The organism is Camelimonas fluminis (assembly GCF_014656355.1).
Classification (GTDB): domain Bacteria; phylum Pseudomonadota; class Alphaproteobacteria; order Rhizobiales; family Beijerinckiaceae; genus Camelimonas; species Camelimonas fluminis.
In genome coordinates, this window is the sequence record NZ_BNCG01000003.1 from 1 (window position 1) to 20,039 (window position 20,039).

Here is a 20,039-nt window from a genome sequence, read left to right on the forward strand (position 1 = left end):
GAAATCTCGCGAAGGGGGAACCTCTTATGATTCTAGACGTTCGAAAACCGCTCTAGCGTTACGTAATCGGAATATATCCGGTTCTGTTTTACGTCATGCTCGCCATCCCTGACGACGTAATACTCAGCGTAGAAGGCGCCCTGGTTCTGGGGCGAGCGCGGATCCGGCCCATAGCCGTACAGGGTGGCCCTGGCGTAGGTCATCACCGTTTGGGCGGCGTCCAGATCCGCCTCGACAAGCAACTTCTTCTGGCTCAGCACATTGCCCGCGAACATCTCGGTCCAGAGACTCCAGCCCGACAGATAGATCGTCGAGACGAGCGTATCGCCGACCTGCGGCGTCCAGCCCCCGGCCTTTCCGACGGGAATCTGGAGATGCAAGTCATTCTGGATGGTGTTGGCGTTCACCACCGGGCCTGCATCCTCAACCACCGGTCGCGGCAGGTCGCGCGGCTCGATCGTCTTGTCCGGCTTGAATTCACCAGGCTCGCCCACGCACTGCAACGCCGCCGTGTGCAGTGACGTCACGCACCCTGCCTGCTGGGAGTTGACGACATAATACACGGTGTTCTGGCGCTCCTTGCCACCCTCATCTGTCGAATCCGACCGGAACAGGGCCTTGGCGAGCAACGCCTGCAAATCGACTGGCTCAACCTCATCCTGCGGGAACAGCAATGTCTGATACTGTACGTTGCGGCCATTCATAAAAACGAACAGATCGTAAGCCTGACCTTTCTCAAACACGTCTGCGGCAATGGAAAGGGGCACGAAACTTGCCTGAATGGAATCAAGATCATACTTGCCATCCTTGTCGGCAAGATCAATCCGTGGCTCCTTGTAGCGGAAGTCGGGACTCGTGGCGTCGTAAACCGCCACCAGATCCATCGCGACTGGCGATGTGGCCTGAGCGAAGCACCGTATGCCAAGACAAAGCGCCTTCTTCTTGGGCGCCAACGTCAGCCTCGCGACGCCATGGCTGTCCGTAACGCCACGAATGACGGGGCTGCCTGGCGCAACGTCCGAGGTCACCGGGACAGCTGTATGCTGCCGCGCCTCATCGACAAATGCATTGACCCGCTGGAAGGTATCGGGGTCCATGTCGCTTGACCAGAACACCACATAGTCAGGCACAGGGGCGCCCGCGGCGTCTGTCACAGCCGCCTTCATCACCACCTTGCTGACCACGGGCTCGTCCGCTTTCGCGTCGTCCGTCAGATTGACCGGGATGGCGGCCGCGTCGAGCGAACAGCTCACGTTGGCGGCGCTTCTCTGGAGGTCCCATTGCGCCCTGTCATCGCCGGTATAGCCGTTCAGGACGATGTCGAAACCGCATTCGCCGCCACGCCCGGTAGTCGGCGCAAAGGCATAGAAATCGCCCTGATACTGCGCCGGCTCCGAGCCACTGACTTTCTGCAACGCAAGCGCCCAGTCGCCGCCCTTTTTCGGCAGGGTGTCGCTGTCGGGAGCGACGCCGCCGGACATGTTGATCTGGACGTCAATGGCGTTTGGCGGAAGGTTTTCATCGTCCACGGACGCCGTATAGGTCACGACGCAATGCACGATCTGGTTGCGAAAGATTTTCGCGCCAGAAGCAGGCAACAACGTCATGGTCCCATTGTAAACCGGGCTGGTTGGCATGATGCACTCCATAAGCAGGCGTTAGCTCAATGAGAGTACACGCGACATCAATGAACACACACAAAAGGAAAGTACATACGATTTATCGATAGATCGCATGCTCTCAAACTAAAATGTATTTAATATCCTGCAATGACATCATGGGTTGATCCGCAACGATACGCAGGACGCCCGCCAATGGCCGCATATTTTTCCCATTCCGACAACTTCGTGAACAGCGTCTCGAGCAATGTCGACCCCCGCACCGGCATGTTCACCTGCACGGCCACGCTCGGACACAGCTCCGAGAATATCTTTCGCGGCCCGAAGCTTCCGCTGATGATCGGTTATGCACCGTTCCAGTCCGAGAATTTCGGACTTGGAACAGGCTGGACCTTTAACTTCAGCTCCTATGATTCAGCATCGGGCGTGCTCAACTGCATGAATGGCGAAAACTACACCGTTCAGCAAAACGGGCAACAATACAGCCTTAACCAGGCCAAGCTGACGTCACTGAAACTGTCGTCAGACGCCAGCTGGTACAGGGTTGATCACGGCGATGGAACCATCGAGATCCTGAAAGGCCCGGGCGACGCCCATACTGTCAAGGTTCCCGTCACGATTTACGCCCCAGGCGGCGCTGCCTTCAACCTCGACTGGCAGGAGGACCGCAACAATCCGGACAGGTTGCTGATCAGCGCCATCCGGGACAACAACAACGTGAAAGTCCTGTCCGCGACCTACTCCCCGACCGGCTTCACCCTGACCCTGTGGCCTGGCTCGGCCAGCCAGGTGGTCTATGCCGGCGCCATCGCCATGGACCAGTTGCGCTCGCTCACCGCGACCGGCAAGGACGCTGGCGGAAAGCCGCAAAGCTGGGCGTGGACCTTCGGCTATGACACGTCGCCGTCGCAGGGACCGGTGCTCAATCAGGTCGCCTATCCTCTCGGAATGGTGGAACAGGTGGTCTACAGGATCTCCGGCCACGATTTTCCAAATGGCGGGCCGGGCACGCCACTGCCCTACGTGAGCAGCTTCACCCGCACCGCCCATGGGGGAGGGCCAGTGGAGACATTTGACTACGCATTCAGCACAAAGAATTTTCTTGGCGGTGGAGACGGACATTTCGGCTCAGCTTCACCGCTGTATAATCCCGCCATGGACAATTTGTACGCACATACTGGCGAAAGCCCGCCATATGCGTACACCTCCACCGTCACGCACAAGAATGGCGCCGCCACCCCTGTCGTCACCACACGCACTTATGATGTCTTTCACCGGCTGGTTTCCGAGATCGAGGCTTATGAAAAGAATACATCGCGCCAGCGCGTGACGGACTATTACGGCAATTCACTGAATGATTTCACGAGCCAGCCGAACAACTACCAGCTTCCGCGAAGCGTGACGACGACCTATGCGGCTCCGCGCGGGCCGGACGGGACCGGCGGCAAGCGGGCGGAGACCACCACCTTCGCCTATGACGCCCAGGACGGCGTCCGCACCATGATGCAGACCCCCGACGGCGTCATCACGGACTACGTCTATTACGACGCCCGCAACAACCAGACCACAACCACCGACGGCTTCACCTACGCCTGCCCCGACAGCCTCTCGGGACGCAAACGCCACGTCAAAACCATCACCATCACCTATCCCGCGACAAGGGACAGCGCCGGAAACCCCCTCGACGCGCGCACCGAACTGCACGAATTCGCATGGGACAAGATCCCCATTCCCGGCGGGGGACAGACCAGCGGACCCGCCCCCTACGCCGTCGTTCCCACAAACGTCCGCTCGTCAACACTCGACCACGGCAAGACCATCGCAGACGGCGTCAAGACAAAGCTCCGCCTCCTCACCATCGCCTATGTCACAACCGGCGCCGACCTCGGACGCATCAGCAACGTCACCGAGCAACTGCCCGACGAACACGGGGCATTCCGCGACGTCGCGGCGCTCGCCATGACCTACGACACAACCGCCGACACTTTCACCGAGACCATGGCCTTCACCGGCCACGCCGGCACAACCGCAACCGCGACCGCCAGCCGCTCGTTCTGCGTCCGCACCGGACAGGTCACCCGAAGCGTCAGCGAACTCGGCGTCGCCACAACACGCGTCTACGACTGGCTCGGCCGCATCCAGACCCTCACCGCTGCCGAAGGTTCGCCCTACGCCCACATCACCAGTTGCGCCTACACCCTCGCAAAACGCGGCGCCGACGCCGTCGCAACCCTCTCCGCAACCCTCGACGACAACGCCGGACGCAAGGCCCGCCTCGCCCTCGACGGAGCCGGACGCCTCATCGCCATCGACAGGGGCAACGGAGCCCCGGGCGGAGCCGACCAGTGGCTCAACGTCGCAAACGCCTCCTATGACGCACTCGGAAGGCCCGACACCGCCACCATCCTCGATTACGTCGCCGGAACCACCGCCCCGACAAGCGCCAGCAGCGGATCCTTCGGCTATGACAGCTGGACGCTCAACAACCTGCGACAGGTCACCGCGGGGCCATGGAGCCGCGACGACTTCGACCCCGTAGCCCTTAAGGGCGTCGCCTCCTGGACACGCAACGTCGACCCCGGCAACGCCGGCAGGGCCGTCACCGCATACGACACCCTCCAGACGCCCTTCTCGGTCACCCGCATCACCGCAAGCGGCCGCACCGACGGCGCATCCGCCATGAGCCATGACGGACGCAAGCGCCTGCGCCTCCACGCCGACGAGGCCGGCAACATCACCCGCGCCAGCCATGACGACTGGAACCGCCCCACAACCCTCAACCTCGCCGACAGCACCCGCGTCGACGTCGCCTACGACACCGCCTTCACCAAAGCCCTGCCAACCGCCATCAGCATCAACAGCGCCACCGTCGCCACGCGCACCCATGACGGCCTCGGCCGCGTCACCAGCCAGACATGGGGAAACCAGGCCGCCACATGGTCCTATGACGGGGCCGCAACACGCCCCGCATCCCACGCCATCGCCGGCGGCAACACCGTCGACTGCACCTATGTCAGCGAACTGGGAGAGGCCGTCAGATCCCGGACCGTCAGGAAAGGAAGCCTTTCCCACGCCTTCACCTATTACGACAACGACGACCCGGCGAAAAACCCGGCGGGACGTCTCAGGACAGCAACCCAGACCGACAAAAACGACCCCGGAAACTGCTCGACCATCACCCGCACCTATGACGCATGGGGCCTGCTCAGCTCCGAGCAGATCACCATGGCCGGCAAGGATCTCGGCACCGCCTCATGGACATACACCGCCATCGGCAGGCCCCGCACCTACACCGACCCGACAGGGCGCACATACACCTTCGCCTATGACGCCAATGGCCGCCTCAAGACCGCCAGCAATGGCTCCCTCCGCAGCGGCGGCTCCACCATCGCCTACGTCCATGACGACGCCAGCGGACGCATCACCGGGTGGAGCGTCTCGAAAGGCGGAGCCGCCCTCGCCACCGCCACCATCGCCTATGACGACTTCGGCCGCGAGACATACCGCACCATCGCCATCGCCGGCGGCGATGCGCTCACCATCACCGGCGGCGACTCCATCGCAAACGCCAGCCAGAAATACGGCCCCAACAGCCTCGTCGCCAAAACCAGCGTCCTGCTCAACAAAAGCGTCGTCCAGCAGAACACCTACGCCTACGACAAGCGCCTGCGCCTCAGCCGCGTCGTCTGCGCCGGCGCACATCCGCCCGCCACACGCGACGGAACCCCCATCGCCGCCATCGCTTACGCCTACGACGCCTGCAACAACATCACCGCCATCACCCGCAGCCCGGCACTCGGAGACGCCGAAATCACCAGCTGCGGCTACGACGCCGCCAACCCCTTCGTGCTCAATACGCTCGACGGCCAGACCGTGACATCCGACGCCGCCGGAGCCATCACCGCAATGGGCCGGCGCGTCTTCACCCATGACGGCTTCGGACGCCTCGCCAGCGTCGCCGAAAACGGCGTCGCCATCGCCACCTACCGTTACGACGCCCTCAACCGGCTCATCTGCCAGATCCCCGCAGAAGGCGACCCGAGGTACTTCTTCTACGCGGGCGACGCCCTCGCAGCCATCGTCGACGCCGCCGATGGCGACATCGCTGGCGGCGAGGCAACCTCATGGCTCCACGCCGCAGGCGGAGCAGCCATCGAGGAGGGGCCACTGGGAACCACCATCATCGCCGCCGACGCCGCAGGAACCGTCACCGGATGGGCCCCACCAGCCACAAGGACCTTCACAACAATCCCCTACGAACCCTACGGAGCCGCTCCCCCAAACCTCCCCGCCAGCGCTCCCCTGCTCGGCTACAACGGCCAATACCGCGACGCCGCAACCGGACTCCAGCACCTCGGCAACGGATACAGGCCATATGACCCCGCCATCGGCAGGTTCATCGCGCCAGACAGCGAAAGCCCCTTCGGAAAAGGCGGACACAACCCCTTCGCATACTGCGACAACGATCCGGTAAACTTCAATGATCCAACGGGGCAGGCGAAATGGTGGAAAGTGCTGCTGTGGAGCGTGGTGACCGTCGCCGCCGCTGTCGCCACTGTCGCCGCCGTCGCGGCGATCGCCACCACCGGAATTGGCCTGGGCCTTGTCGCGGGCGTTGTGGCCGCGACTTCATTCACCATCTGGGGCGCGACCGGGATCGCCGACCAGTTCCTCGACGACGGCGCCGCCAGCTACGATACGCCCTCTTCCGGCAGCGCGGCGAACGGCGACGCCAAAGCCGCCAACACCGTGCATGAGATCCATAAATGGAGTTTCCTGGTGGGGCTTGGCGGCCTGTTTGGAAGCAGGGGCGGCAGCGCCGCCGACACCGGAAGCGCCGCCAGCACGGCCGGGAGCGCGGCGACAGCTCCACACGCATTGATGGCCGCCGCACCGACGACCCCGGCGTCACCGCAAGACCAGACGCTGGCGTCGCCGCGCCCCGCCAGCCGCGCCCCCCCGACAACGCTCGCCGACGCCCACCAACCAGGGCCTGTCAGGGCATGACAACCACACGCCCGTTCATGGGCCCGGCCTGCTCCCGACCGACCTCACCTCACCTCACCTGGCGATCACAATGACGCATTCACCAGCGACATCTTTCCCGACGGCAGCCCGGCCCGGCAACGCCACTGGCGACGCCCGGCGCATGTGGCCCACGTCTGGCCGCCAGGGCATGACGGAAACGTCTTCCAGGCTCTCCATGGCGCGAAAACCACGCGAACGCACAAAATTCAATAAAACCGGAAATAATATGCACGAAACATGAAATAAGACGCCTTAAATCCAAATAAATATTTCAATTTATTCTTCTACAAGGAATTGATCATGAGCGGCAGCGACGACACCCAGTCACATGGCGACTACGCCCTGAATCTGAAGGGTGGAGCCATGGACGTGCCCATCCTCAATGACAGCGGCGCCCCGAACGGCGTCATGCTCACCGCCACACTGACGCGCGCCAGTCAACCCTGCCCCGGCGCCCTGGTCGTATTTGAAATTTTCATGCCAGACCACAAGTCAGGCGTTCCTGACGATCAGCAAGCGCGCCTCTATCCCTCCGACTCCGGCACGGACTCCCAGACATACTCGGCATTAACCGACCGGGGCGGCAAAGCCACCGTCACGGTGTATGACGGCAGCGCTGGGGAAGTTGAGGTCATTGCATCCTACACCACCCCCACCGACGACAGCCTTGGCCCGACCAACACCATCGGCTTTATCGCACCCAAAGCCGACAAGCTCGCCGTAAAGCTTGATCCCGAAACGACAACGATGGCCAGCGTCATTACGGTCGCCGCGACTGCGACCACCAAGACTGACGTTCCCGTGCCTGGAACGCTCATCGACATGACCCTGCCCCTCAAGGGCCAGGCGGCGTTCTGCGACAGCATGGGAACGATGCTGACAGACGAATTCGGTAAGCCGCTGTATAAATGCAGCGTTACAGCCAATAGAGATGGCGTCGCCACAGCGCATTTCACCTCAGCGCTGTGGAGCAGCGGAAATATCACTGCTGGGATCGAGGATCCGGACCAATCCATTGACAAACAGGAGCGACAATACACCTTTGGATACAGCAATGACGTCGAAGCCATTTTCGACGACACCGTGGTTGTCGACAGCACTGGCGCCACGCGACTGACCGAGAACAGCGGCAGCAGCAGCGGCTCCCAGGTCGCCCCCGTGGCGCCGGCTGACGGCCACAGCCGGCTGCGCATCAGCGGCTGGGTCCAGTTCAGGACCGGGCCAAGGCCGCTCGGGGGAAACCCTTCCGTTATTCTCAAGGCCAGTGGGGAGCGGGCTTCATTCAGCAACCATGATCTGGACACGCCGGATCAGATTACCCTGGCCTGTCAGGATCACGTCAGGGACGGACAATCATATCCCGGCTATTTCACAGCCGAACTGACCAGCGATCTTCCGGAAACCGGCCATGTCAAGGTAACGGTGGACCGCGATGTCGATGCTGACGGGAACCCACTCACCGACCCGCCGCCGGCCGAACCGGCGACCATTGCCTATGAATTCAGGGACGCATGGTCAAGCGTCATCAACATCGCGATTACGTCCGCCAACACGGAAACCAGCTACGCTATCTACGCCAACGGCCTGCATCAGGCCGAGATCATCCTGTCGTTCGACCTCGTCTCCGCGGCTGGAGACGACCTCATCCCCCAGGCGGCCTGTCCGACCGTGGCTGAGCTGGCCGCGCGGGTGCTGTTTCTCGACTATGCCAGCGGCGACGCCATTGCCCGACTGACGCCCGGCGCGCCGTGGCCAGAGAATACGGCCTGGGGGTTTGACGACGTCGCCAATCCATACAGCAAGAAAAGCCTTGGCGACGCCACGCCGATGGCGGTTCTTGACGCCGCCGCCTCGACGATCAGCAATGGCAGGGCCCGGCTTTATTTCTATATCCGGCACGGCGTCGCCACCAATCTTGATCGCATGACGCTGGGCGTCGAGATCAGTCCGACAGGTTGCTATCTGGACGACACGGTAACCTTGCAGAACGCTCCCGCCATAAGCTACTCACAAGCGGGCAGGACGCTGAAGGCGCCGCTCCTCATCATCACTCCGGTAGCGCCGCCAAAACTGGGCCTCGGCAGCCTCTCCTGCACCGGCGCGCCGACAAGCAGCGACAGGCAAAACGAAGACGGACCGGCCAATGATGCAGCGAGATCTGAATACAAGGAAAACTACTATCGGCAAATAGATTATGTAATTTCCCCATCGGCAGAATTTACGGATACGCACTATATTACAGAAGTCACCTTCGCGCTTCAAAACGCCAATGCGCTGGGAAATGACAACTGCTATTCATCCATCACAAACGGGCTTTATGATTACCGCCTGTATCTGTGGCCGTCGGACGCACTGAAATTCACTGGCAAAACCAGGCCCGGACGGGACGGCTCCTACGGCATGAAGAGCAACATCGACTACGGCGCAACGTTCGACCCTGCGGATGTTGATATAGAGAACGCCATCACCGTCACCCGTTATATCGGGTTCGGCGCCACGCTCCACGGTCGCTACGTCCGGACCGACATCAATCTGGTGATGACGGATGAGTATGGCAATGCGTATCCAATCTGCCTGCCCGCCGACACGACGCCGCCGCAGTACAACCTGACGACCATGAGCGACTGGAACCCCGCCCGTCCAGGAACAGGCGGAACCAACGCATCCGATACGACCGACAGTGCGCAGAGTTATCCGGTTGGCGGGGCCGAGATTTCATACAACATCAGCAGCCGGCGCCCCGCGCCGAGCAGCGCTTTGGCGTCGGCGACCGTCGCGGATCTGACCTTCCAGAACGTCATGGCCGACACGGCGACAACGTCCATGACCATAAATCTGGTCGGCGTCTACAACATCAGCGGCTCCGCGACGACGATCTCTCCGGTATTCAGCATGTCATTCGACAATGACACCGCCTGCAAGCGCGCCATCGTTTATGACAGCGCCTTTTCCGGCGCCCTCATCTGCGCGCCGGCCTCCTGGAACAGCAGCAGCACCACCCGAAACGTGACGCTTCGCCCGGTCTGGTCGAAGGAAGCCGTGCTTGTCGGCGTCAATCCCGGCCAGTCCAGCGATTCCAGCATGCCCGCGACCGACAATGGCGCCGTCACATACGCCGCGCTGCCCGACAGCCCGGGAAACGCCGTTCTCCTGAAGGCCTGGGCCAAAGGCGATGCGTCGCTGCTCTGGAAAATGGGGACCTGAGGCCTGGGGCGACGTCGGCGCATCCGCGACCTGCAAAGCGCGAGCGCCGCCGGGGCGAAGCCCACTTCGCGTGCGGACCATACGTCAACTCAAGCAGATGGACAGAATCCGGTTCAGCATGAACGGAATTTACTCCAATACATATGACGAGGAAATCATGCCAGTTATTACATCAAATGCTAATGACGAAAATGAATTTCTACTGAATTTACCTCAAGGATCGACACTTGAATACATCAGTGGAAGTTTCTACGACGGCAGCGGGGATAGCCCGGATGTGCCGATTTCTGCGCAAGACGGCAGCGGAACCTTCACAATCGTTGTCGACGTCGACCGGAGTGGGTCCTCCGACGCGGCCAATTCCTTCGTCGACACGTGCGGGGGAGAAGACCATGTCTTCTCCCCCTTCGCCGATAAAAACACACCGCGCCCCGACAAACTCAATTTCTACTTCGGGCTGACCGTGACATTTGGTGGAGACGTCGCCAAAACCGGAGTTGTCACATCAAAGATCAATATTTATGTTGGCGAGGGAAAGCAGGGAGGCGGCCACAACAACTGGTGGATGGGCTACACGAACCTCAATCAGGATGGCCTGTCCTACAATCAGGCCAATCTGCCAGTTCCCAACAGCGTAACCTGCACGAATGTGTCAGAAACCTTGTATCTGGCCGAACAACTGGCGGGCTCTGGCGACGTTAACCAGTACAAGATCCGTCTCAACGGATATAGAACGTCCTGAACCTGGCAAACGCGACCAGGATGGATGGCGAAGCGCACGGCGTCAGATTCTGGCGGCGCAGCGCATGTCCGCGAGGACCAGCGTCAGATTGATATGAGAACTGCAGATCGCGGACGCCTCGGCATCTCCGCGATCCGCCATGAGAATGCAGCGGCGACCTGAAGCATCCGGCGCATTTTACTCACGCGAAATGGGCTCAACTTTTCTCGAAGTTGCTAACCTGAGCGAAACCGGTCGTGAGCGCTCAGAACCTGGCGATACGGCGAGGCCTCCGGCCACTGGTAAATCTCGTCCCGCAGGAAGCGCAACTCCTCCTCGCTGGCCTCTTCCGGCACTTCGGTCCACCACGCCTTGGGACGGCCGTCGGAGCCATCGGACCAGCGGTAGCCGCGCGCTTTCAGCTGGTCCTTCATGTCGAAGGGGCTGCGCTCCGCCCAGATGCGCACGGTGATGCGCTGGCTGGCGGCGAGCAGCGCGGCGAAAGGCGTCTGCACGGCTGGCGTTGCTGTCCCGTCGGGAGCATTTTCCTCCCCATCCTCACGGGAGCGGACGGGCCTGGCCAGCACTTCCAGCAGGGCGTGACAGTCATCGACGGCCCGATGGCCCTCATGAAACAGGCCCGCCTGGCCGACCAGATAACCCAGCTTGTTGCCTTCGAAGCCATAAGCCCGCCAGGGGATCTCCTTCACCGAACAGGCCCATGCCCTGGCCGCGAACACGGGCGACAAGCCTTCGCAGAACGGCCGGTCGAATGCAGCGTTATGGGCGATGACCAGATCCGCAGGCTCCAGCAGCGCCGCCAGCGCGGCTTCGTCGATGCGCTGGCCGGCGACCATGGCGTCGGTGATGCCGGTGAGGCGGGTGATCTCCGACGGGATCGGTCGCGACGGCTCCTGAAGCGCGCCATAGACGCCGACCACGTCGCCAATGGCGCCGTCGTTGCCATAGGTGAAGGCCACGGCGCCGATCTCGATCACCTCATCTGCTTCATGACGCAGACCGGTCGTCTCGGTGTCGACGATCACCGCGAGGCGCGGCAGGGGGCTGAGAGCCCGGTCGATCACCGGGCGCGGCTGCAGGCGGCGCAGAATGCGATAGTCGCCGGTCTGCTCCAGCGCCTGCGCCATGGCTTCGGAGGACACGCCGCCGGCAGGCGCGGCGGCTGCGTCTGCCGGCGCGGCGATCGGGGGCGCAACGGCGCGACGGCGGGATTTGGGCGCGGCGCGCGGCGTTTCCCGAAAGCCGGGATCATCATCGAACAGGTCGAACTGGCGCGCGGCGTTGCTCATTCGATTCTCCACCTGGGTGTTTTGCCAGGTATTTCTGCAAAGCAGACGCCCCCTCACGCAAGGGAAAACGCATCCGGCGGATTGATGGCGCAAGACCCGGATTCAAGGGCCTGGGTTCAGGGCCCGAATTCAGGGCCCCGGGTTCAGGGGCTCCGGTTCAATGCCGCCGGATAGCCCGCGCTCCCCCCTCGCGAACAGTAGCGTCCGGTTCCCCTCAACATGCTTCCAACCCTTCTCAGTCAGGCAACAACAGGGAGGCGTGGGCGGCAAACACCCGCTGCTCACCCAGAATACGCACGGCGAGCCCGTTCGGGAACAGCGGCGCAAAGGCAACGTCGCGCACATTGAGGCCGCCGGCATAGGCGCCGAAGGCCGGCAGGATGCAGCGGCGCCCGCCAAGCGCGAAGCAGCGCCGGCGCAGCGACCGGCCGCGCACCCGCAGGCGGGCAACCGGATGCAGGTGGCCGCACAGTTCAACGCCGTCCGCCTCGGCCAGCGCAACTTCCGGCGCATGGCGGAAGGTGACGCCGCCATGGCGAAACACATCGGCCGAGGCGCCGCCCAGCTCCGGTGGAATATCCGGATCGTGATTGCCGGTCACCCATAGCCAGTCGCGGCCCTGTCGCAGACCGGCGAGCAGCGCCCGGTCCTGCGGATCAAGCCGTGAGGGGCCGCCGACATCGTGAAAACTGTCGCCGAGCGCGATCACCGTCCGGGGTTGTAGCCGGTCGATCACCGCGGCCAGCCGGCGCAGGGTGGCGCGCGTATCCCAGGGCGGCAGCAGCACGCCGCGCGCCGCAAAGGCCGAGCCCTTCTCCAGATGCAGATCGGCGACGACCAGCAGCCGCGCCTGCGGCTCAAACAGCACGCCGGAGGGATCGGCGAGGAACAGCGTCGCGCCGAGGCGCACGAAGGCGGCGCCAACATCGCCCGCCGGGGCGGCGATGACCGGCGCATCTGCGGTGGGGGGCTCCTTTTCAGACACGAGTTTCTCAGGCAAGAGCTTCGTCAACCAGCGCGCCTTCCGCTTCGGCCAGCAGGGCGTCAGCGTCGCCCGGCGTCGATTCGCGGCCAATTTCCAGCACAAGCGCGATGGACAGGGGCGAAATCCGCTCGAGCGGCTGCCAGACCACGCGTCCGCGAATACGCGCCAGCATATCGGCGAGGCGCTTCAGATCAAGCAGGCCGGAAGCGGCGTCGCGCCGCGCCGCGCGCAGCAGCACATGGTCGGGCTCGTGGCGGCGCAGCACGTCGTAGATGAGGTCGGTGGAGATGGTGACCTGGCGGCCGGTTTTGGCGGCCATGCCGGGATGTCGACGTTCGATGAGTCCGGCGATGATGGCGCAGTGGCGGAAGGTGCGCTTCATCAGCGCCGATTCATCCAGCCATTCCTCAAGGTCATCGCCCAGCATGTCCTCGCTGAACAGGTCGTCCAGCGCCAGGCGCGGCGCGCCGGACGCGCCGGTGGCGAAGGCCGCGCCCAGATCCCCCGCCGCCCAGACGGCGACGCCATAATCGTTGGCGACGAAGCCGAGCGGGCGCAGGCGGGCGCGCTCCAGCCGTCGGGTGAGCAGCATGCCGAGGGTCTGGTGGGCGAGCCGCCCCTCAAACGGCCAGACCGCCAGATAGTGACGTCCGGCGTGAGGAAAGGTTTCCGCCAGCAGTTCGTCCGGCTGCGGCAGGCGCGAGTGCTGCCGCTGCCAGGTCAGCCAGGTTCGCACTTCCGCCGGCAGAGCCCCCCAGCTGTCAGGATCAGCCAGCAATTGCCGCACCCGGGCGGCGAGAAAAGTGGACAGCGGGAACTTGCCCCCGGCCCAGGCGGGGATTTTCGGGTCACGCCCGGTCGCCCGCGTCACCAGCGCCTCATTGGCGGCAAGGCCTTCAAAACGTAAAATTTCGCCGGCAAATATAAAAGTGTCGCCCGGGATCAACTGCTCGACGAAATCCTCCTCCACCTCGCCCAGCATGCGGCCGCCCATCGCCGGGCGCGGCGACAGGCCGGGCTTGCCGTCCGGGCGGCGGGCCCGCGTCGGGCGCGACAGCCGCACCTTGATCTTCGCCGCCTCGACGATGGTCCCCACGTTCAGCCGGTAGCGCTGGGCGGCGGCGGCGGTGGCGATGCGCCACTGGCCAAGGCTGTCGCGGCGGATGCGGGCGAACTGCTCATAGCTGCGCAAGGCGTAGCCGCCGGTGGCGGCGAAGGCCAGAACGTCGTCGAAATCGGCCCGCGACAGCCCGGCGTAAGGCGCGGCGGAGCTGACTTCGGCGAACAGGCCGTCTTCGGTGAACGGCCCGGCCACGGCCATGCCGAGCACATGCTGGGCCAGCACGTCGAGCGCGCCAGTGCGCGGGTCCGGCGTATCCTGCGCCGCCTCCTCCACCAGTTCCAGCGCCGCCTCGCATTCCAGCGCCTCGAACCGGTTGGAGGGAACCAGCCAGGCCCGCGACGGCTCGTCCAGCCGGTGGTTGGCGCGGCCAATCCGCTGCATCAGCCGGCTGGCGCCCTTCGGCGCGCCGAGGTTGACGACCAGATCGACATCGCCCCAGTCGACGCCCAGATCGAGCGTCGCGGTGCACACCACCGCGCGCAGGCGGCCGTCGACCATCGCCGCCTCCACCCGGCGACGCTGGGTGGCGTCGAGCGAACCGTGATGCAGGGCAATGGGCAGCGTATCCTCGTTCAGCCGCCACAGCTCCTGAAAGGTGAACTCGGCCTGCAGGCGCGTATTGACGAACACCAGCGTCAGGCGATGGCCGCGGATCGCCTCGTAGACCTCCGGCATCGCCCAGGCGGTGGTGTGGCCAGCGATCGGCAGTTCACGTTTCCCGCCCAGAATGGCGATCTGCGGGCGGGCGCCGCCCTCCATGCGCACGATATCGACCGGGGGCGCCGCCGGGCCGACGCCGGACAGGTAGGTGGCCAGCGCCTGCGGTTCGCGCACCGTCGCCGAAAGGCCGGTGATGGAGAGGCCGGGCGCCAGCCGGCGCAGGCGCGCCAGGTCCAGCGCCAGCAAATCTCCGCGTTTCGAGGTCACCAGCGCATGCAGTTCATCCAGCACGACGCGGCGCAGGGAGCCAAACAGCTTTTCCGAATCCGGATGGGCCAGCATCAGCGCCAGTTGCTCGGGCGTGGTCATCAGGATGTGCGGCGGCCGGCGCATCTGGCGGGCGCGTTTGTGCGGCGGCGTATCGCCAGTGCGGGTCTCGACGCGGACGTCGAGGTTCATCCCCGCCACCGGCGTTTCCAGATTGCGGGCGACGTCGACCGCCAGCGCCTTCAGCGGCGAAATGTACAGGGTGTGCAGGGCGTCGGCGCCCTGATCGGGACGCCCGGCCAGTTCAACCAGCGAAGGCAGAAAGCCGGCGAGGGTTTTGCCGGCTCCGGTGGGCGCGACCAGCAGGGTGGAGCGGCCAGCCAGCGCCAGATCAAGCAACAGCAACTGGTGGGGCCGGGGCCGCCAGCCCCGGGCCGCGAACCAACCGGCGAAGGCGTCCGGCAACAGGTCGGGACGCGATGCCGGCGTTGTGGCGTCGACGTCGAGCGCGAACAGCCGGCCCTCGCCGTCCGCGGCCAGGCGGTGCGCGCCATCACGCCTGTTCGCCGGTCGCTTTGGCATGTGCGCTCCCTGCTCGCGCATTTCCGGTGGAATCCGGTTCACGGGAAATGCTCCATCGCCTTGATCAGACGCATTTTTGCGCGTTGGTCGCGCGCTTCTCCGCATGTAATGCGTATTCCACCTGCCTCGAAAATGTGCGCGCGGGACGGCCTGCCGCGCACCACCGCCTCACAGGTGAAACGCAGCGGGAGCGGCGACGGTTCACCGCCGCCAGTCAGCTTACGCCGGGCCGCCGCTCCGGCGCAGGCGAATTTTTCTGAAAAATTTTCACGTCCGGCGTGAACCGTCGCGGGCCTCGCAGCGACCCATGAGCATCAGGGCGCCAGAAACAGCAACCAGCGGCGCCGCAGCAGATGGAGGATGTCATGAACGTCGCCGCCACCACCCGCAAGGCCGTCATCGCCGTTGTCGCCGCCGCCATTGGCGGCTTCGCCCTCGCCGCCGCCACGCCAGCCAGCGCCGGCCCGGGCCACGGACATGGACATGGACATGGTCACGGTTATGGACACCATCATCGCCACGGGCATGTCTATCGCCCCGGCTATGTCTACGGCGGCGCCGGCCTGATCGGCGGCCTCGCCCTGGGCGCCATTGCCGCCAGCGCCATGACGGCGGCGCCCGCCTGCTACGTCTCGCGGGAGCCGGTGGTTGATCCGTGGGGCAATGTCATCCGCTACCGCGCCGTGCGGATATGTGAATAAGCGGCGGCTGAACCAGCCGTCGGTGGCGGGAGGCCATTGGCTTCCCGCCTTTTTGCGTCAGCCGCCCTGTCCAGCGGCGAGTGCAGCCGGCGCCACGCCGTCATGCGTGGCGACTCCAACGCCCGCCAGGTCGTCCTGCGGCTTGCCCGCCCCAAGATGCGAGCGGCGCATGCCGTAGCGAACGTAAACCGCGCCCGCCGCAACCAGCCACAGACCAAACAGGCCGAGGGTCAATGGCGCGAGGCCCGACAGCAGGTAGAGGCACAATCCGATGCTGGCCAGCGGCGTGAACGGATAGAGCGGCAGGCGGAAGCTGCGCGGCAGATCCGGCTGGCGCACCCGCAGGGCAATGACGCTGAGCGCGGCCATGACAAAGGCGCCGAGGGTGCCCACCGACACCATTTCCGCCAGAATGCCAAGCGGGAAGAAGCCGGACAGCACGGCGCTCAACGCCGCCACCGTCACCGTGTTCAGGGCCGGAACGCCCGTGCGGGCGTCGACCCGGCAGAACAGCGGCGGCAGCAAGCCGTCGCGGCTCACCGCGTACAGCACCCGCGTCTGGCTGAACAGCAGCACCAGGGCGATGCTGAAAATGGAGACGATGGCGCCGGCGGTCAGCACGATCGACGGCCACCGCGCCTGGGTCACGTTCTGCAGGATCACGGCGAGCCCCGCCGCCTGGCCGGCGAATTCAGACGCCGGTTGCGCGCCGACCGCGACAATGGCCACCGCCACATACAGGCCGGTGACGACGAAAAAAGCGATCATGGTCGCCAGCGGCAAGGTGCGTCGGGGGTTGATCGCCTCCTCGCCGGCCGTGGCGATGCTGTCGATGCCGACATAGGCGAAGAAAATCACCGAGGCCGCCGCGCCGACGCCGGCGACGCCATGCGGCATGAACGGCTGCAGATTTTCGACGTTGAACGCGGTGGCGCCCACCGTGATGAACATCACCAGCACGCCGACCTTGACCAGCACCATGATGGCGTTGACCGTCGCCGACTCCCGCGCGCCCCGCAACAGCAGCAGGCAGGCCATTCCGATCAGGGTGACCGCTGGCAAATTGACCAGACCGCCCTGGGCCGGCGGCGCCGAGAGGATATGCGGCAGGCTCCAGCCGAACAGATATTCGCCCATCTGGTTCAGATACTGCCCCCAGGTCACGGCGATGGCCGATGTGGCGACGCCATATTCAAGCAGCAGGCAACTGGCCACCAGAAACGCCGCGGCCTCGCCGAGCGCCGCATAAGCGGCGGAATAGGCCGAGCCGGCGGTCGGCAGCGCCGACACCAGTTCGGCGTAACACAACGCGCTGAGCGCCGCCGCGAGACCGGCGAGAATGAACGCCAGCACCACCGCAGGCCCGGCCAGCGGCGTCGCCACCCCAAAGATAAAGAAAATTCCGGTGCCAATCGTGCTGCTGACCCCGATCAGCGCCAGACGCGTCACGCCTAGCGACCGTTTCAGCCCCGCCCCCTCTCCGGACTCAGCCACCGCCCGGAGTGCGTCAATACTTTTGCGGCGCAGCATCTGCTGGGCGTATTCCGACAATGCCATGCATACCCTCCTGTTGAAGGCGTGTTGCTCCCCCTCCCCCATGGGATCGCCTCCGGAAGCCGGCCTCAGGCCCGGCTCCGAAAGTCACCCGATCCGTCACGCCCGCAGGGCGTCGGCGAATATCCAGGCCGCCTCAGGCGGCCCACATTCCGGAAACCTCCACGGCGGCGCTGGAGGCGTTCACAACCAAACTCCGGGCAATGGTCCGATCCCGCTGTCCCGCCGCCAGCGCAGGCTCCGGTCAACAGGGATCGGAAAGCCGTTCCATCTCCCTGAATTGACGCGCAGGCGACGCGGCGGCCGTCCCGCTGAAAAACGCTCTGACGCCCTCAACTTCCGCTCGCCGGGCGGTCGGAATGGCCAAGCGGCCGGTCCGGATCAATCAGATCCCGCACCCGCTGTTTCAGGGTCTTCGCGTCCGGGAACCCGCCGTCCACCGTACGGTCCCAGATCAGACTGTCGTTGACCTGGATGCGAAACACGCCGCCGGTCCTGGGCAGCAGCGCCACTTCGCCCAGATCCTGACCAAAGGTGGACAGCAGCTCCTGGGCCATCCAGGCCGAGCGCAGCAGCCACTGGCACTGCGTGCAAAATTCAATCGAGACGCGGGGGCCGGCCATCGGAACATCCTCCTGTTGCAATGGCCGGGACCCTTGCACGACCGTATGATCCGGGCCAGATCCGCCGCGTCCGTTGTCTCACGCCCCCTGCCGCCCGCGCGCAACGTCGAGGTCGCCCAGCGGCGTCGCCACGCTCGCCGCCTGTGGGCCGGCGGCCGCAACGGGACCGGGGCGCCCGGCGACGGACGACGGCGCGTCCCAGACGCCCGGCTCGATGACATCCGCCAGTTCCGGCAACAGCTGCGGATCGAAATCCGGCTCGCGGCCGGCGTCGCGCTGGGCGAGGTAGTCGCGCGCCAGCCGGACCACCACGCCGGACAGCAGCACGATGGCGACGAGGTTGATGGCGGCCATGAAGCCCATCGACACATCGGCCAGATCGAACACCGTCGTCACCTGCACAACGGCGCCCCACAGGGTCATGCCCAGCAGGCCAAGACGCAGCAGCAGCCGGCCGACGCGCCCGTCGCAGCGCAGATAAACGAGCGCGCCTTCGGCGCAGGCGTAGTTGCCGGCGATGGACGTGAAGGCAAAACAGGTGATGGCGATGCTGACGAACGGCGCCCCCCAGACGCCCAGATGCACGCCCATGGCCTGCTGGGTCAGCTGGACGCCGGTGACGCCAGAGCCGGGCTGCAGCTTTCCGGAAAGCAAAATCAGCAGGGCCGTGGCGGTGCAAATCACCAGCGTGTCGATGAACACGCCGAACGCCTGAACGAAACCCTGACTGCACGGATGGTGTGGACTGGGCGTCGCCACGGCGGCGATATTGGGCGCGGAGCCCATGCCGGCCTCATTGGAGAACAGCCCGCGACGGACGCCGTTCATCATCGCCGCCGTCATGCCGCCGGCGACGCCGCCGGCCGCCTGATCCAGACCGAAGGCGCTGGAAATGATCAGCTTCAGCAGGTCCAGGGTCTGGTCCGCGTTGAGCGCCAGCACGACCAGCGCCACGGCGATATAGGCGCCAGCCATCAACGGCACCACGACGCCGGAAAAGCGCGCCACCCCGGCGACGCCGCCGGCAATGACCAGAGCCGCCGCGAGCGTTGTGGCGACGCCCGACCAGAGCGGCGCGACGCCGAACGCCTCCTGCGCGGCGCCCGCAATGGAATTGGCCTGCACCGCGTTGAAAACCAGGCCAAAAACGATGATCAGACAGATGGCGAACGCCGTGGCGGCGCGCGGCGCCTTCAGACCACGCGCGATGTAGAAGGCCGGCCCGCCGCGATAGGCTCCGGCGCCGTCGCGAACCTTGAACAGTTGCGCCAGGGAGCTTTCGGCGAAGGCCGTCGCCATGCCGAGCCCGGCCACCAGCCACATCCAGAACGTGGCGCCTGGACCGCCGAGATAGAGCGCCACCGCCACGCCGGCTACATTGCCGGTGCCAACCCGCGCGGCCAGCGAGGCGCACAACGCCTGAAAAGGCGAAATGCCGGCCGGATCGCTGACCGCCGGGCGCGCCAGGGCGCGAAACATCTCGGGAAAGCGGCGGAGCTGCACCAGCCGCAGGCGCAACGTAAACAATCCTCCCGCGCCGAGGAGCATATATGTCAGCACGTCGCCCCAAAGAATATTATTAACAAAACTGATGTCGCTCTTCAGCATGAAGCTCCAGACATGAATAAAACTGTCAATTATTGATATATGAAACAAACATTA

Annotated in this window: 11 protein-coding genes; 4 read left to right on the forward strand and 7 right to left on the reverse strand. The window is 64.6% G+C overall.

The window, feature by feature from the left end; genetic code table 11:
* Window positions 1-32 precede the first annotated feature (32 nt).
* A complete protein-coding gene (locus tag IE243_RS05355; protein WP_191318334.1) occupies window positions 33-1,637 on the reverse strand; it encodes a hypothetical protein in 1,605 nt (534 codons plus the stop codon).
* Between the two features lie 177 nt (window positions 1,638-1,814).
* Between IE243_RS05355 and IE243_RS05360 the strand changes: the two genes are divergently transcribed.
* The 3 genes from IE243_RS05360 to IE243_RS05370 all read left to right on the forward strand — a co-directional run bounded on the left by IE243_RS05360 (window position 1,815) and on the right by IE243_RS05370 (window position 10,593).
* Window positions 1,815-6,626 (forward strand): RHS repeat-associated core domain-containing protein, encoded by a 4,812-nt coding sequence (locus IE243_RS05360; protein WP_191318335.1) that lies wholly within the window; start codon window positions 1,815-1,817, stop codon window positions 6,624-6,626.
* Window positions 6,627-6,947: 321 nt separating this feature from the next.
* Window positions 6,948-9,851 carry a hypothetical protein gene (locus IE243_RS05365; protein ID WP_191318336.1) on the forward strand — a complete coding sequence of 968 codons (2,904 nt, stop codon included), beginning with the start codon at window positions 6,948-6,950 and terminating at the stop codon, window positions 9,849-9,851.
* Window positions 9,852-9,969: 118 nt separating this feature from the next.
* The gene (locus tag IE243_RS05370; RefSeq protein ID WP_191318337.1) at window positions 9,970-10,593 is read left to right on the forward strand and encodes a hypothetical protein; all 624 of its coding nucleotides are present in this window, start codon (window positions 9,970-9,972) and stop codon (window positions 10,591-10,593) included.
* Window positions 10,594-10,808: 215 nt separating this feature from the next.
* Here the strand turns inward: IE243_RS05370 and IE243_RS05375 are convergent, their stop codons facing one another.
* The 3 genes from IE243_RS05375 to IE243_RS05385 all read right to left on the reverse strand — a co-directional run bounded on the left by IE243_RS05375 (window position 10,809) and on the right by IE243_RS05385 (window position 15,499).
* Window positions 10,809-11,720 (reverse strand): 3'-5' exonuclease, encoded by a 912-nt coding sequence (locus IE243_RS05375; RefSeq protein WP_373301598.1) that lies wholly within the window; start codon window positions 11,718-11,720, stop codon window positions 10,809-10,811.
* Between the two features lie 397 nt (window positions 11,721-12,117).
* On the reverse strand, window positions 12,118-12,867 hold the full coding sequence (pdeM, locus tag IE243_RS05380; protein ID WP_373301571.1) for a ligase-associated DNA damage response endonuclease PdeM: 750 nt from the start codon (window positions 12,865-12,867) through the stop codon (window positions 12,118-12,120).
* A 7-nt stretch (window positions 12,868-12,874) separates the two neighbouring features.
* Complete coding sequence (locus tag IE243_RS05385; RefSeq protein WP_191318622.1) at window positions 12,875-15,499, reverse strand: ligase-associated DNA damage response DEXH box helicase; 2,625 nt, start codon at window positions 15,497-15,499, stop codon at window positions 12,875-12,877.
* A 365-nt stretch (window positions 15,500-15,864) separates the two neighbouring features.
* On the opposite strand from IE243_RS05385, the gene IE243_RS05390 reads away from it, so the two are divergent.
* Window positions 15,865-16,200, forward strand: coding sequence for a hypothetical protein (locus IE243_RS05390; RefSeq protein ID WP_191318339.1), 336 nt, complete (start codon window positions 15,865-15,867; stop codon window positions 16,198-16,200).
* Window positions 16,201-16,257: 57 nt separating this feature from the next.
* On the opposite strand, the gene IE243_RS05395 is transcribed toward IE243_RS05390, so the two are convergent.
* The 3 genes from IE243_RS05395 to IE243_RS05405 form a co-directional block, all read right to left on the reverse strand.
* Window positions 16,258-17,757 (reverse strand): APC family permease, encoded by a 1,500-nt coding sequence (locus IE243_RS05395; protein ID WP_244642806.1) that lies wholly within the window; start codon window positions 17,755-17,757, stop codon window positions 16,258-16,260.
* Between the two features lie 329 nt (window positions 17,758-18,086).
* Window positions 18,087-18,377, reverse strand: a complete 291-nt coding sequence (locus IE243_RS05400; RefSeq protein ID WP_191318340.1) for an Rdx family protein — start codon at window positions 18,375-18,377, stop codon at window positions 18,087-18,089.
* A 78-nt stretch (window positions 18,378-18,455) separates the two neighbouring features.
* Window positions 18,456-19,982 carry an alanine/glycine:cation symporter family protein gene (locus IE243_RS05405; protein WP_191318624.1) on the reverse strand — a complete coding sequence of 509 codons (1,527 nt, stop codon included), beginning with the start codon at window positions 19,980-19,982 and terminating at the stop codon, window positions 18,456-18,458.
* Window positions 19,983-20,039 lie beyond the last annotated feature (57 nt).

Excerpts from the sequence above, each read along its gene's own strand:
- IE243_RS05400 (WP_191318340.1), bottom strand. The coding sequence starts at position 18,377 with ATGGCCGGCCCCCGCGTCTCGATTGAATTTTGCACGCAGTGCCAGTGG.
- IE243_RS05370 (WP_191318337.1), top strand. The coding sequence starts at position 9,970 with ATGAACGGAATTTACTCCAATACATATGACGAGGAAATCATGCCAGTT.
- IE243_RS05365 (WP_191318336.1), top strand. The coding sequence starts at position 6,948 with ATGAGCGGCAGCGACGACACCCAGTCACATGGCGACTACGCCCTGAAT.
- IE243_RS05375 (WP_373301598.1), bottom strand. The coding sequence starts at position 11,720 with ATGGCGCAGGCGCTGGAGCAGACCGGCGACTATCGCATTCTGCGCCGC.
- IE243_RS05355 (WP_191318334.1), bottom strand. The coding sequence starts at position 1,637 with ATGCCAACCAGCCCGGTTTACAATGGGACCATGACGTTGTTGCCTGCT.
- IE243_RS05395 (WP_244642806.1), bottom strand. The coding sequence starts at position 17,757 with ATGGCATTGTCGGAATACGCCCAGCAGATGCTGCGCCGCAAAAGTATT.
- IE243_RS05390 (WP_191318339.1), top strand. The coding sequence starts at position 15,865 with ATGAACGTCGCCGCCACCACCCGCAAGGCCGTCATCGCCGTTGTCGCC.
- IE243_RS05360 (WP_191318335.1), top strand. The coding sequence starts at position 1,815 with ATGGCCGCATATTTTTCCCATTCCGACAACTTCGTGAACAGCGTCTCG.
- IE243_RS05385 (WP_191318622.1), bottom strand. The coding sequence starts at position 15,499 with ATGCCAAAGCGACCGGCGAACAGGCGTGATGGCGCGCACCGCCTGGCC.